Origin of the sequence: Microbispora sp. NPDC046973 (genome assembly GCF_040644495.1) — a bacterium.
GTDB lineage: Bacteria > Actinomycetota > Actinomycetes > Streptosporangiales > Streptosporangiaceae > Microbispora.
On record NZ_JBEYWQ010000001.1, the window covers coordinates 164,895 to 178,452 of the forward strand.

General features: G+C 62.8%; 15 protein-coding genes. 2 read left to right on the forward strand and 13 right to left on the reverse strand.

Features of this window, described 5'->3' with window-relative positions:
- Positions 1–88: 88 nt before the first annotated feature.
- The 6 genes from ABZ860_RS00830 to ABZ860_RS00855 all read right to left on the reverse strand — a co-directional run bounded on the left by ABZ860_RS00830 (position 89) and on the right by ABZ860_RS00855 (position 2,734).
- Positions 89–244: a hypothetical protein gene (locus tag ABZ860_RS00830; protein WP_357213126.1), complete on the reverse strand. Its 156-nt coding sequence runs from the start codon at positions 242–244 to the stop codon at positions 89–91.
- Complete coding sequence (locus ABZ860_RS00835) at positions 241–1,470, reverse strand: FtsK/SpoIIIE domain-containing protein (protein ID WP_357213128.1); 1,230 nt, start codon at positions 1,468–1,470, stop codon at positions 241–243. The genes ABZ860_RS00830 and ABZ860_RS00835 overlap by 4 nt, the downstream gene beginning before the upstream one ends.
- Entirely contained in the window at positions 1,467–1,667 is a 201-nt protein-coding gene (locus ABZ860_RS00840; protein WP_357213130.1) for a hypothetical protein, read from the reverse strand. Before ABZ860_RS00840 ends, ABZ860_RS00835 begins: the two co-directional genes overlap by 4 nt.
- Positions 1,668–1,752: 85 nt before the next feature.
- Complete coding sequence (locus ABZ860_RS00845) at positions 1,753–2,055, reverse strand: hypothetical protein (protein WP_357213132.1); 303 nt, start codon at positions 2,053–2,055, stop codon at positions 1,753–1,755.
- Positions 2,055–2,324: a hypothetical protein gene (locus ABZ860_RS00850; protein ID WP_357213135.1), complete on the reverse strand. Its 270-nt coding sequence runs from the start codon at positions 2,322–2,324 to the stop codon at positions 2,055–2,057. Before ABZ860_RS00850 ends, ABZ860_RS00845 begins: the two co-directional genes overlap by 1 nt.
- A complete protein-coding gene (locus tag ABZ860_RS00855; RefSeq protein ID WP_357213138.1) occupies positions 2,324–2,734 on the reverse strand; it encodes a plasmid replication, integration and excision activator in 411 nt (136 codons plus the stop codon). Before ABZ860_RS00855 ends, ABZ860_RS00850 begins: the two co-directional genes overlap by 1 nt.
- A gap of 298 nt (positions 2,735–3,032) precedes the next feature.
- On the opposite strand from ABZ860_RS00855, the gene ABZ860_RS00860 reads away from it, so the two are divergent.
- Positions 3,033–4,175 carry a hypothetical protein gene (locus ABZ860_RS00860; protein ID WP_357213140.1) on the forward strand — a complete coding sequence of 381 codons (1,143 nt, stop codon included), beginning with the start codon at positions 3,033–3,035 and terminating at the stop codon, positions 4,173–4,175.
- A gap of 80 nt (positions 4,176–4,255) precedes the next feature.
- On the opposite strand, the gene ABZ860_RS00865 is transcribed toward ABZ860_RS00860, so the two are convergent.
- The 6 genes from ABZ860_RS00865 to ABZ860_RS00890 form a co-directional block, all read right to left on the reverse strand.
- A complete protein-coding gene (locus ABZ860_RS00865; RefSeq protein WP_357213144.1) occupies positions 4,256–5,086 on the reverse strand; it encodes an integrase in 831 nt (276 codons plus the stop codon).
- A complete protein-coding gene (locus ABZ860_RS00870) occupies positions 5,086–5,928 on the reverse strand; it encodes a sigma factor-like helix-turn-helix DNA-binding protein (protein ID WP_357213147.1) in 843 nt (280 codons plus the stop codon). The genes ABZ860_RS00865 and ABZ860_RS00870 overlap by 1 nt, the downstream gene beginning before the upstream one ends.
- A 418-nt stretch (positions 5,929–6,346) precedes the next feature.
- Positions 6,347–6,766, reverse strand: coding sequence for an ATP-binding protein (locus ABZ860_RS00875; RefSeq protein ID WP_357213150.1), 420 nt, complete (start codon positions 6,764–6,766; stop codon positions 6,347–6,349).
- A gap of 96 nt (positions 6,767–6,862) precedes the next feature.
- Positions 6,863–7,705 carry a helix-turn-helix transcriptional regulator gene (locus tag ABZ860_RS00880; RefSeq protein ID WP_357213153.1) on the reverse strand — a complete coding sequence of 281 codons (843 nt, stop codon included), beginning with the start codon at positions 7,703–7,705 and terminating at the stop codon, positions 6,863–6,865.
- 34 nt (positions 7,706–7,739) lie between these two features.
- The gene (locus ABZ860_RS00885; protein ID WP_357213156.1) at positions 7,740–11,108 is read right to left on the reverse strand and encodes a tetratricopeptide repeat protein; all 3,369 of its coding nucleotides are present in this window, start codon (positions 11,106–11,108) and stop codon (positions 7,740–7,742) included.
- 30 nt (positions 11,109–11,138) lie between these two features.
- Entirely contained in the window at positions 11,139–11,513 is a 375-nt protein-coding gene (locus ABZ860_RS00890) for a trypco2 family protein (RefSeq protein WP_357213158.1), read from the reverse strand.
- A 325-nt stretch (positions 11,514–11,838) separates the two neighbouring features.
- On the opposite strand from ABZ860_RS00890, the gene ABZ860_RS00895 reads away from it, so the two are divergent.
- The gene (locus tag ABZ860_RS00895) at positions 11,839–12,210 is read left to right on the forward strand and encodes a hypothetical protein (RefSeq protein ID WP_357213161.1); all 372 of its coding nucleotides are present in this window, start codon (positions 11,839–11,841) and stop codon (positions 12,208–12,210) included.
- Positions 12,211–12,845: 635 nt separating this feature from the next.
- Here ABZ860_RS00895 and ABZ860_RS00900 read toward each other — a convergent pair.
- Entirely contained in the window at positions 12,846–13,388 is a 543-nt protein-coding gene (locus tag ABZ860_RS00900; RefSeq protein WP_357213163.1) for a GNAT family N-acetyltransferase, read from the reverse strand.
- Positions 13,389–13,558: the final 170 nt, after the last annotated feature.

Below are 13,558 nucleotides of genomic sequence, written 5' to 3' on the forward strand. Positions count from 1 at the left end.
CGGACGGCCCGAGGCGTGGACCGGTCGCTGAGCCGAGCGGGGGAGGTCGGCTGCTCTCCCCCGGCCTGTTGGGCGTCGGTGAGGTCGATCAACTGTCCTCCTCTGCGGTCTCGGGGATGGTGAGGGCGGTCTGGCCGCATTCGTGGCACTCGACCAGGCCGCGCAGGGGGTCGAGCCACAGGACGTTGAGCGCGCCGCAGGTGGAGCAGCGCAGCCCGTCGAGGAAGTGCGTCAGGCCGTTCATGCGGCCTCGCTTCGACCGCCGTATTCGGCGACCATCTGCCCAATGTCGGCGTCAGAGACGTAGGCGGCCCGGACCCGCACCGGATCAGGGGAAGTTTCGAGGCGGACGTAGCCGATGCCCGCGCCCCGTTCCGGAATCGGTGAGATGTGGTCGGCGAGTGCTCCCCGGTCGCGTGTGCCGTCGCCGAGAACCATGTCCACCTGTTCGGACTCATCGAGACGGAGGGCGATCTTGTCGGGGAACAGGTTGCGGATGTTCATGACCTCCTTGCGGGGGTCCTGGAGTGCGGCCCTGACGCCGACGCCGACCGCCCGGCCTTGTGTGGTGAGCGTGGCGAGGGCCGCCGTGATGCGCTGACGGAGTTGCTTGTCGGACTGGTAGGCGGTCAGGAAGGCGACCTCGTCGACGAGCACCAGGACGAACGGGTCATCGACGGTCGGCGTGTGCGAGCGCTGGAGGCCGGCGAACCGGTCGGCCCGCTCCTGCATCACGCACACGGCCTCGTCGAGCAGGTCGGCGCACTCCTTCGGATCGGCCGCATATCGCCTGCCGAAGAGCGCCCGGCCGAAGGACAGCTCCATCCGCTTGGGATCGAGCGCCCACACCTGCACCAGACCCGCACGCATCGCGGGGAGTAGGCTGCGGATTGTCGACCACAGCCACGAGCCCTTGCCGGCCCCGGTCGCTCCCGCGATGAGGACGTGCGTGCCGTGGACCTTGAGCCGGTACGGAGTGCCGTCCTCGCACCGTCCGACCTCCACCGGCCTCACCTCTACCGCCTCGGGAATCGGGACGGCGGGCAGGGGTTCGGCGAGCGGGTCGCGCCGGGGGAAGGTCAGCACGAGCAGCCCGGCCTTCGCGATGGCGACGCGGCAGGAGGGGGAGCCGAAGCCGTGGGCGAGGTGGTCGGTGCGGTCGGCCCAGTCCTTGACGGCCTGCCCTGACAGCATGCGCACCGTGACGCGGTCGGCCCAGCCGTCGCACTCGACCCGGAGCAGGCGGGGCAGGTAGTCGCGGCCCTGGAGGTGACGGCCGAGCCCGGACACGATCATCACCGGTTGCCAGTGCCGCCGGTAGATCCAGAACCGGCGCCAGAAGGCCAGCAGCCGCCAGCCGATCCAGCGGGCGAACGACGCCCGGTCGGCCAGCACCCAGCCGAACAACAGTGAGACGGGGATGGTGACGGCGGCCACCGCGACGGGCCAGCCGTACCGGACCCAGATCACCCGGGCACTGCGAGCACCGCGACCGCAATGGGGTGGACGAGAAGGGTACGGACGAGACCGGCAACCATGCGGCCGAGGAAGACCAGGACGGTGAGGATCGCCGGGGTCTGGACGACGGCCGGTTTGAACACGACCGCCGTGTCTGGAGTAGTGGACACGAGGTTGCGCACCTCGCCACCGGGAAGGCGCTTGAGCATAAGCTGAACTCCTCTCTTGTGATGCGCAGTCAGGGAGAGACCGAGGGGCCGCCGGAAGTTGCCGCTTCCAGCGGCCCCGCTTGCGTCAGGCCGCCGAGTCGGTGACCTGGGCATGTTCGGCGTGCAGGCGTTCGCAGTCGGCCAGGTACCGCGCGGCGGCGTTGAAGATCTGCCGCGCGACCTCCAGGTCTTCGGCGGTGACCGGTCCGGCCCCGGTGGTCGAGACCGTCACGTCCGCCTCGTCGGACTCCAGGACCAGGTACGGCCGCCCGGACTCCAGCACCCGAGCCCGCGCCCGAGTGATCGACGCGTAAAACGAGATGCCGATCCGGGGCCGCTCGCCCGGGTCGATCGACATCGACACGTGGGTGTAGGGACCGTGCGTCATCAGGCCACCCCGCGCCCGTTGGCCAGGCCGTGAAACCGCCGCTCGACCGACCGGGCGAACGAGGCCGCCTCACGGGCGAGCTGCCGGGCGAACTCGACATCGGCCGGGCTGACCTGGTCGCTGTCCGAGGTGGACAGCAGCACCGAGGTCGAGCCGAAGTCCAGCGCCAGCACCGGCGTGCGGGCCGGGTACGGCATGGTCTTGGCCGAGGCCCCGCCCCCGGTGTTGAAGCTGATCACGGCCGAGGGCCGCAACGTGCGCCGCCCCATCACGCCGCATCCTTCGCAGCACTGCCGGACTTGCTGGCCCCGGAGCGGGGAGCCCGCATCACCCGAGCCGAGATCGAGTAGGCCAGCCGCCCCGTCGCCTGATGCACGTACGGCTTGACCTCCAGGCCCTCGAACTCGGCCGGGGCCAGCGGCACGCCCGGCAGCGACGGCGGAACGACCGGCTGAACCTCAGCGAGGATCTTCACGGTCACCGTCTTCTGCGCGGCCTTGAGCGAGGGGTCGGCGTCCATCACCGGGACCTGCCAGACCGGCAGGCCAGTGACCTTGTCCTTGGCCTGGACATCGCGCTTGGCGTCGAAGTCCTTCGCCGCGGCCACCTCACCCACCACGTAGCAGCCGTGGGGGAACAGCAGCTCGAAGCTGATCGGGATTGGTCCTTGCAGTGCCATCGTTCACCACCTCCTTGTCCACCCCCCTAGACAGGGCCGGCCAGTCCGCGATGAGGACTGTCTAGAGGGCTATGCGAAGACCATAGCAGCGGCGTCGGGAACTGTCTAGGGGGGTATGCAGCTCGTACGCCTAGCCGCTGTGAGACCACACTTCTACGCTTTCGGTCAGGAAGTCCGAAAGCGTCCTTGAGTAACAAGTCTCCTTTTTGTGACGATAATTCAGTTGCACCATGCAGATCAGAGTCCGCCCGTCCTGGTGGCGTGACAGGAGCAGGCACGACAAGAGAGAAAATCTAAAATGGAAGAGAAAATCAATCGTATTTCATTGACGGCTGCACTGATTGGGGCGTCAGTATCGATTGATTTCGACCCTCCCGGCTCAGCGGGGCCAATCGTGTGGGAGGCGACTGATCTGGATGAGTTCCTGCAGATGGTTACGTCGCAGCACCCTAGTGCTGTCCGTATCCTTACCAGTGAATGGACGGAAGAAGATGTCGTCCAGCTTATCGACGACAACTCCATGTGGTTGCCGGAAGATGAGACTCTAGAAATAGTGGAACCGGGAATTGAGCCGCTAGTAGTGGAGGCTCGCGACCGAGTGGGGACGGTCGTCCAGTTAACGGCAACCTTTGTCGTCGATCGCGGAATCCATCGCTGGACCTATCTTGATGACGCTTGCTCAGACTTGATAGATCGCTTTGTATTACGCGCTCAAGAAATTTTGAACGACGCTGCGAGTATGACCGAAAGGGGAAGGTTAGACCAACTTGAAGCCTCATCTCGCCAGCGGCTCGACGAACTAGCAGGGCTCTTCAAGAGCCAGGCCAAAATTGCCTTTCATACGACTTCGCAGGGATGGTCATGGCCTGTGACCTCCCTCCTCCGAGCGTCGCAGGATGAAGCGCCGCTTGGAGCGTTCGAACGCTGTCAGTTTATAAACGACGAGCACGCTTCTCTCTGTACGGCTATCTGTGACAGAAGCCCGGCTCGCGATGAGGGACGCTGCAAGCGGTTGGCGGAACGTGGTATTTACCACGAGAATAAGGGGCGTTGGTCTCAAGAACTGCTTCGACAACTCCTAGAGGATGAAACCTATCTGTGCGGCTCTAATTCTCAGGCGCGCTGGGAGCGCTGCCTACAGTTGGTTGGAAATCTAGTAGAGGAGCCGTTCGCGAAACCGGACTATTGGTATGCGACGTTCTCGAATGCTGAAGGAGTGCGGAGGAATCGGATAATTCCTGCGCGGAAAATGGAGCTTGAGCGCAGCATTCCTCGCCTTGCGTTGGATCTCGCAAGTAGCACACTCTTTGAGAGAGCGAAGACCAAGATGGAACGCCGACAATTGGCCCGGGCTCTCCTGCTGGCTGCTGATCCCCTTGGGGCCAAAGGATCAATCACAGTCCTTACTAATGCTCTCCTCGCAGAGGTTGAGCGGATATAGACAGGCCAATCGCTATTGATGAATGTCGGCGTTCTCTAAAACGTTCGTCTTGAAATTGTGGCCTTGGGTGCAAGCACTAGCTAGCAGGGAGACTCAAGGCGGCAATAGACGGCAGTTGCGTCGTCGTTGGGCTTGCTACGCGGCCAGCGTTCCCCTTGGGGGTCGGACCGTTCAGCTTGACGGACTTGCTGGATCAGTTCGACTGGGCCGTCGTGCGCTAGGACGTCGAGGAGTTGCCGCCAGGCAAGGAGGCGGTAACGGTTGACGGCGTCGGCGGCTCCGTCGGTGAGTAGGGCCGCGGCCTGTACATGGTCGACGGGGATGGTGCCGGTGAGGGCTTGGTCGGCGGCGAGGGGGTCGGTGGAGGCGACCCAGAAGCCACCGTCGCGGTTGCGGTACTGGCCAAGGGTTTCGACGTACTCGCGGCGGGCTTCGGCGTGTTCGAGTGTGCCTCCGGGCAGGCTGTCGAGCCGTGCGCGGTGGGGTGCGGCGACTTGTTCTAGTCGGTCGTCGCAGGTCACCATCGGCTCGGCGGTGCCGGTGTCGAGGATGAGAGTGCTGTCGCCGAGGACGAGCCAGTCGAGATGGTCGGCGGCTTGGCGGAGCATGATGACGGTCGCGGAGGGGGATCCGCCGTGGGTCAGGTCGCAGGTGAAGTCGTGCAGTGAGGTGACGTGCTTGATGCCCTGGGCGAGGAGCTCGGGCAGGGGGCCGGCGCTTTGAGTCATCTCGGCGAGCAAGGTGGAGCCGAGGGTGTGGGAGTACCACCGCACGCTGTGCGAGCAGGACGAGGTGACACCTGGGGGGATGCTGGCGCCGTCGAGGAGGACGACGGCGTCGGCGGTGGCGCCGATGAAGTCTTCGTTGGGCCGGTCGGGGTAGGCGGGTTCACTGGCGAAGGCGACGCGCATCAGGTGTCCTCGTGCCGGTAGAGCGGACTGGCCAGTTCCGCCCGCACTGGTTCCCCACTTTGCGGGTCGTATTCGACGCCGACCACGCAGGAGAAGCGGCGATCGCCGACCTGCCCCCACAACGTGGCGATCTCACTGGCGAGAAGGTGGATGACGCCGAGGGAGCCGTTGGGGTGGATACCGGCGATGGCCAGGAACGAGCCGTTGCCGTCTGGGCGGGGCAGCCGGCCGAGGAAGGCCGAGTCGGTCGGCTGCTTTGGGTCGAGCTGGGAGCCGGAGCGGTACTCGCGGCCGGTGCGGGTGTCGACGAGCTTCCAGCCGGTGTCGTCTCGGTCCCAACGGATGACCGGGTCGGCGTCGTACGCCTGCCGCATGGCATCGGACATACGGGGGCCGCATATGACGAGCAGGCCGGGCCGGTTGAGGTCGATCTGCCCGTCCACGGTGACGTTGTCGGTGGCGACGGTCAGGCCGAAGGTCCGGGCGAGGTCTTCCAAGCGCTTGCCGGCGCGCATGTCGTCCAGGGCGACCATGGAGCGGCCGGTCGCTGCGTCGTGCCGCAGCGGGGTCACTACGGTGACGGTGCCGACGCCGAGGAACGCGCCTTCGGGGGCGGGGCCGGTGTGACGGATCTGGTGGATACGCCCGCGGGACAGTCCGGCCTTCTCCGCGATCTGCGCATACGACATGCCTTGGGCGTGGAGTTCTTGGATGACGCGGCGGCGGAGCCGGGCCAGTTCGGTGACTTCTTGCTGGGCGGCGTTGAGTCGTTCGGTGGCGACCCGGAGCAGCAGGTAGGGATCGTCGATCGCGGCGATTTTGTCCAGGTCGCTCGGTGGCACAGTTCCTCCTTGATGGTGCGCACCCGAGTCTAGGCCCCTAGACGAAATGCCGTCTATCCCTCTTGACAGTACGATTTTGGCGGGTTTGCCGGTCGTTGGGTCCACGGCCCGGATCGCTGAGCGCCGGTTAGGGACACCGCGCGGGCTCACCGCGCCATTCCCGTGAGCAGCGCCGCCCAGACCTCACGCGCGCGGGCAGTAGGCCAGCGGTGGGTCTCGCAGATTGCGGGTGCGTCCTCGTTCTGGAGGGTGCGCCGGATGAATCCTTGGCCGCCCGCCTGGCACAGCTCGTAAACCATGGCCAGGCAGTCGCAGGTCCAGGCGAGCACTCGTACCCGCGCTCCGTCCGAGGGCTCGAACCATTCCAGCTTCGTGCACCCGGGCTGCCGGCGATCGGGGACGTGCGGGCTCACGCAGCTCATGACCGGCCCGTCGCTGCAGTGGCGGCGGCGATGGGGTCGACTTTGAGCAGCGCCCAGACGGTACGGCCGGCCTGGTTGCCGTACACGCCCCAGTTGTCGGCCAGGGAGGCGACCAGCAGTAGGCCGCGGCCACCTTCGTCGTCGCTGGGCCGCACCAGCCGGGGGGCGCCGGGGCCGCCTTCGTCGGTGACGCCGAGCCAGACTTGATCGGGTTCGGCTTGGATGCTGACGATGAACTTGCCTCCGAAGCGGGCCGAGGCGGTGTGACGGACGGCGTTGGTCGCCAGTTCGCTCACGATGAGTTCGGCCGACTCGACGACCGGCCAGGGGCCGAGGGTTGCGGTGATGAAGCGGCGGGCTTCGGTGACCGAGGCGGGGCGGCCGAGGAAGTGTCGGGACAGGCGCCATGGGGGCATGGGACACGCTCCGTCGTATAGGGGGCTATACATGCCTTTGACTGGAGCGTATGACCAACGCTAGAGGGTTCTCAAGGAATACGACGCATAAATGCGTCAACCGTCGAGCTGCTTCGCCAGCTCCCGGAAGTCCGCGGTGATCTCGCCCAGCAGCGCCCGCAGGTCGTCTTCGTACACGGCCGCGCCCGCGAACGCCTCGAACGCCTCTTCATGAGCGCCGATCTCGGCCGCCTCCGTCAGCGTGAGATCACCGGTCAAGCTCTCCACCACACTCACCGACCCGTCGAAGATGGTGAACCCGTGCAGCGGAAAGGCCGGAGCCTGCACCTTCCACGGCACGACGCCGAGCCGGACATGCGGCAGCGTCGACACCTGGGCCAACCGGTCGAGCTGCGCCAGCATCAACGACGGCGACCCCGGCCACGTACGCACCGCACCCTCCGTCAGCACGAACGCGAACCGCCGGCCCTCCTCGAACAACACCGCTTGAGCCTCGACCCGTACGGCCGCCGCCTGGGCCGCATCGTCCTCATCGACATCACGGCCGATCGCCACCGCCAGCCGCGCATACTCCGCCGTCTGCAACAGCGCGGGGATCACCGCCGAGGAGAAGACCGCTATCCACTGCGACGAGCGCACCCGCGCAGCGTTCGCCGCCTCCCGGCCAGCAAGCCCATCTTTTAGTCGCGATACCTCGTCACGCAGCCGCAAGAGCAGCGCGTCCAACTCAGAGCGAGCGTCGTCATCGAGCTGGAGAGCTGTGGACACTCGCTCAACCGTCTCCGGCGTCGGCAGCAGCCGTCCTGTCTCCATCCGGGAGATCGTCGGCTGCGCCACCCCAGCCCGATGAGCCAGCTCCTTGCCGGTCAACCCCGCGTCCCTGCGCAGCCGCCGCAGCAGCTCGCCTAGTTCCCGCAACCGATCACGCCGCTCTTGCACGCAAGCGTTCTACCAGATCCAGGGCCGGGAAGGGTTAGTCAGACCATGGAACGCCCGTGACACGGAGCCACTCAGCCTTAACGGCTTCAGGATCCCTCTCTCTAGCTTCTATAAGGGTTATTCCGCAATACCTAGCTAGGTCATCCCGCTTATGCCGATGCGCCAGGGTCATTGCGACATGGGCAGGTTCAACGGCCGTAACCGGATCGCCGGCATCGACTGCGCAACGGGCATACACGGCTAGGGCTTCCGGAAAGCTCCCTCGCTGCAATCGCAAATCATCCTTAGCTAGATCAGCAAGTAAATGGACACTCTCGAGGGCTGCAACCAGTGCCTCTCGATGCTTGCCGCCAACATTAAGCGCCTGACTTAGGGCTATCATACTTTTCGCTAGTTCGGTTGTATTGGGATGGGCCTGATTCTGTGTTAGCTCCCGTCGCAGACTAACGGCCTCCTCGGCTAGGAGAATTGCCTTTTCGGGCGCTTCCTCTACCAACTCGTTGGCGTAATTCGTCAGCGCAAGGGCCAAGTCATTTGCGTATGCAGACCGGTTGCTCTTGACAAGCCCACGTAGGAGCGCAATCGATTCCTCTAAGGCCGCACGGGCGTCCTGCGAGCGGCCGACCGCACTGTAGACCCTGGAAGCAATATTCAGAGCTGTCGCCAGAGGATAAGAGTGAGCCTTTGGGTTGGATTCGACTAGGCGACGATGAATCTGTACCCCTTCTTGAGTTACAGTAGCCGCTTCTGTAGTTTGCCCGTTTCGCATGAGGTAAGCAGAAAGATTTGTCAGGGCAGCGGCATATTCTGAAGTGCATGTATCCGGATTATCTGCATAGAGGGAACGATAAATTTCGACAGCTCTGCGCCCTTGCCGCAAAGCATCCTCGTAGCGGTCAGTGAAAGCATATATAGTCGAGGCATTCACGAGGGACGCTGCAAAGCGTTGAGAATACTTTTCGCCCTCTTTGTTGTAGAGCATTGCATATAGGTCAACGGCGCGTTCAATTGGATCTAACGCTTCTGACGTGCGACCATTTTGATGCAGGAGCATAGCAACGCTGCCAAGTGAATTGGCAAGCGCAGCCATTTCAACCATGCCGCTCTGGGCGGCGATCCCTCTCATCTCGAGAGCCCGCTGCGATACTCGCAGCGCATCATCGAGTCGACCATTCTGAGCTAGCCGGTTCCCCAGCGCATATAGTGAGGCGGCATAATCGACTGCGTAGCTCTCTGGGTCACTGAAAGCTAAACGCTCATGTACATCTACAGCACGCTCAGCGGCAGTCAATGCTTCCTTGTGCATGCCACTATGAGAAAGGCGTAATGAAAGGGCATCCAGTGCCCGCACCAGATAGTGGCCGTACTCTTCAGGGCTTTCGCCTGCTGCTACGGTGAATATCGCAACTAGGAGCTGAGCCGTCTTAAGCGCCAAGGGATTTAGCAAGCTGCTACTAATTGGGAAGGAGTCCGCGAAGGCGGCGATCTTTATAAGGTTATCTGGATCATCCTTCACTGACTCGAGTAGTGCATCGAATGCTGCCAGCAAGGGGTATGGGTTCTCGCTTCTGGGTGCGACATCAACTGCAACGGTCGCAAGGTCTGGGTCAGAAACAATTAGACTGGTTAGCAGCGGTCCTAAATCTGTTTGGTGACTCGCTGCGCGGGCGAGTACGGTGATCGAGCGGTATGCCGCCGCTTTATTCTCACTACTTACCAAGTAGGCTAATAGGTCAGGCTCCTCGCGAAGCGCTCTAGCTATTAGATACTCACCAAGCCTGTCCGGCTGAAGCGGCCCCCAAAAAAATCCGTCCATGTCCAGTGCATAAAGATCATGAAGCCATATCGCGCCCTTTAGCTTTATATCTTCACTTTGGTCACGAAACCCAGGAATGCGGGAGAGAAAGTAAAAAGCCTCATCCTCAGTAATGGCGCTGCACAGGGTAGCAGCTACCACGGCACGCCTCAGTACGCGCCTATGAACATTCACGCCACTCGCTCGCGCAACCGCCATCCAATACGGCTCCTCATGCGCAACTATTATTTCCTCTGGGCTGCCACCGCTCGAAGCGAGCGCGGGTTCCAGAAGGTGAGCGAGAGCCTCCATTTGCAACATGAGTGGAGACCCATAGCGAGAGTCGCCTAGATTAGGAATTTGAAGATCGTTTGGTACATGCACCCCCAGCCGACGTCCCAAATCACGACAGGCATCTATGTAGGCAGCTTGGCGACCCTCTATCGTCTCTTCCAGAGGCGGCAACTGGGCAACTTCTATAGCAGGTATAGTCCCTACCCCTGCATGGTTGGCTACAATTTGTTCCCACCAGTCGCCGGCGGAACGGGATATGAGTAGCAGTTTTAGGGCTGAGTTACTGTGCTTGCGCTCGGCTATCAGCCGGATGAGCTTATCTACCTTCTCGGGTCGTGTTTCCGCATAGTCTAGGACCAGGATCGTTGATGTTTCTATGCGTCGAATGTATTTAGATGCGGAATCCAGATCCGCGTCTGCGAGGATCCACCCGGACATCCAGCCTTGGTCGCTTAGTCGGTCAATTAGTTCGCCCGCAAATCGACTCTTTCCCTGTCCCCCCGGGCCGGTTAGCAGGCGAATGCCAACGCCACCTGCGGTACACCAAGCGACGAAGTCTGCCAAGAAACCGGATCGGCCGCGAAATTTGACGGCTCTTGCCTCTGCTTTCAAGAGTGACGCGTAGGAGATCCGATCTCTTGATAACAGCGAGGCCTGCCGAGCACTTGTGAGGATTGGGGCAATCTCGGCAGGCTCGAGGCGAGGAATTGATCCGTAAAACCTCTCGAGTGTTGAACGGAAAGCGTCGTCCTGAACGAGCCTTTCAATCGGCAAGACAGTGAGCCTAGCATGATGGTAGTTCTTGGTATCCTCAACTACCAGGCCGATCAAAAGTTCATTGCAGAAGACCGCGGCGCCGGACATTCCGGCCCATGGAGTTGCACTTGAGCTCTTTACGGGAATGGCACCATCGATGTCTAATTGATAATAGCGCCCTGTTATTGCGGTGAGCGGATTTATGGTGCCGGTTCGTTGATCTGGGAACCTACTTCCTGCTGCCTGACGTTGCGCTGAAGGAAAACCAACTAGTTCGCATGGAATATTAGGGGCGGACGATGCAAGTGTCCCCCATCGCAGATGGAGCTTCAAAGAATCTATCGGACGTGTGTCTGCGATTTGCAGTAGCGCCGCATCGTGGACAGGGTCCATCCATGCTACGCGGCATGCGAGCCAGTCGGGCTGATTCAGCAACCTAACTTTGGGATCGCCGTTTGGTACCACGTGCCCAGCAGTTAGAAGGAGAGTGGGAGCTATCCGATATCCGGTTCCGTAGTTACCGTCACACCAAACCTCTGCAACCCTGGCATGCTCCACCGTATTCTCCTTCCTTGGCAAGACGGATGATTAGGGAGGAGGAGGAGTGCTCTCTCGGTCTGATACTCGCCAAGGCTGGTCGGACTCGCGAATCCTGGGCTTTAGAGTGACCTTCAGGCGGTGGGTCCTTGATTCGTTGAGGCCTTCTGTGGCACCAATGCCGATGACCCATACTTTAATCTGCCCGTTAAGCTTTGCATCTCTTGTGACGCTGACATTGAACTCCAGTTCGACATCGCCTAGCTCAAACTCGAGATCAGACCCATCTGCGCTGTTTTTTGCCTGTATCAGCTGCCTTCTTACGGCTTCAATGGCATCCGTAACGTCCAATCGTGCAGCCTCATCGAGCTGAGCCTCTCTGGTCCGTACTTCACCCACGGGCCAGTCCCCTTCCTGCTGTGCCATAACCTCATGTTAGAAACCCAATGCCTGATGTGCTGCCGAATTGGTCTGATTGTAATCAAGCGGCGGCGCGGCGCGCCGCCGCACCGCGGCCCGTCGCCCGCCCGCCGTCCGGGCATGCGGCCTGGAGGCCGGTCCCGGCCGGTAGCGGCTCGGGCCGCCCGTCGCACCGCAGCACACGCCGTAATCCAACGCACCCATCGACCACAGCGCCGCGCCGCTGCACGCTGCTCTTCGTGGCGCCTCATACTTCGCCTGGTCCCCGTCATGCCTTGCCCCTGCCTGGACACGGGCCTCACATACGCAGAATGCTCAGAACATGGAGCCCATGACGTACGAGGATGTGGTGGACCGCTTCGTGCAGGAGGTTCCGGAGCTCGATCCGGTTTGGCGGGAGCACGTAGCTGATAACGGAGAGGTCCTACCGCACGTGCTGTTTTGGCACGTCACAACGTTCGTCCTTGACGCGCATGAGCGAGGAGACCAAAAGCTCGTCGAGCGCTGCCTCGACTTCCTTGAGCGTGCCCTTCAGTCGACAGACATCCGTGTGCGGGAACTGGTTGGAACTTCCTTCGTGTACAGCGTTGGCCCGTGGGATCCGGCTGTTTGTGACTTCATCGGGACGTGGCCTCCGCTTCTGCGAGAGCAGGCAGCTCGTGATGGCTGGCAGGCAACGGAAGCGCGTAACAAATCCCGCTGAAGAGTGGATGCCTCCGGCGGGGGCTCTTCGGCTCCGGGATAGCGCCGAGCTGGAGACCGCGGGCCGTAGATGGCTGGGGTAAGTGCCCGCGCATCCCTTCTGCCATCGACCCAGGCGGAGCCCAGCAGACCGGCTCCTCCGGCTCAAGCCCGTCTGTGACTCTTGGCGTCCAATGGCCGTGGAACGGCGACCGGCTAAGGTGCACGCGAAGACGGGCTTGCGCCTCCGTCACCAGCCCGCTGCCGCTTCGCGGTGGGTCGACGGCATACGGGATGCGCGGAGGGCGAGGCGTGCGCGTCCGCGCAGGTCACGAGCCCGCTCTAGTTGCAGTTTTAGTTGCAGTTCCCCGCCGTCCCAGGCCGTTCCAGGAGGACCGCCGAGCGGTGTTGGTCCAGGTGGAACGGATCGGGACGGTCGAGAGCCGAGCTGCTAATGCGGTTTGGGTCTTAAGCCCATCCGGGGTTCAAATCCCCGAGCCTCCGCAGTTCAAAGCCCCTCTCGCTGACTTCAGCGAGAGGGGCTTTTTTGATCTCCAGACCGATGAGGGTTGCAGATGTGGGTGTAACGCTCTGTCGTCGTGACGCTGGCATGGCCGAGGGTCTCTCGATGCCGACGACGGGCCGTCGCAGACGTAGTCAGAGCTCAAGCACCATGAGGACCTCGTCGCGATCATCGCCGGGGGCGAGCCGTAGCGCACCGGGCCACCGGCCGATCTCTTTCCAACCGAGCCGCCCATAAAAGTCTTCGAGGCCCACACCGCCCCTGGCGGCGAGGTGGAGTTGTTCGAGTGCCATCTCTTCGCGGGCCACCTGGCGCACCTCGCGCATCAGCGCGGCGCCGATGCCCCTGCTGCGGAAGCTCGTGTGCGTTTGAAGGTGATGAACCGTGCCCCAGTGAGCGATCAGTGGGTCAACGCTCCTGCGTACGTTCAGCCAGCCGGCGAGCGTCCCGTCGACGAGGGCCACGAGCAACCGGCTGCGCTCCGGATCGAGGCCGGCGATGAGCTGATCGGCCACCACGGCGACCTCATCGAAGCTGACAGGAGGGAAGGGGAAGCCGGCCGCGCCCCCGGCGTTGGTCACCGTGACCCAGCACTCGATCAACTCCCGCCGCAGGGCGGACGACATCTCCTGTCCGTCGGTGATCTGCAGAAACACCGGAACACCCGCACGCATCATGCCCCCAGCCTGGCAGAGCCCTCCGGCAGGCCGCTCCTACGAGGGCTGAGGTGGGAGCTCGGATCCCTTCTGCCATCGACCCAGGCAACCCCGGCAGACCGCTCGACGCCGGCTCCATGGCGAGGCCCGATCTTCACGCCAGTGAGGCAGGTAGGCTGACCTCGCGGTTG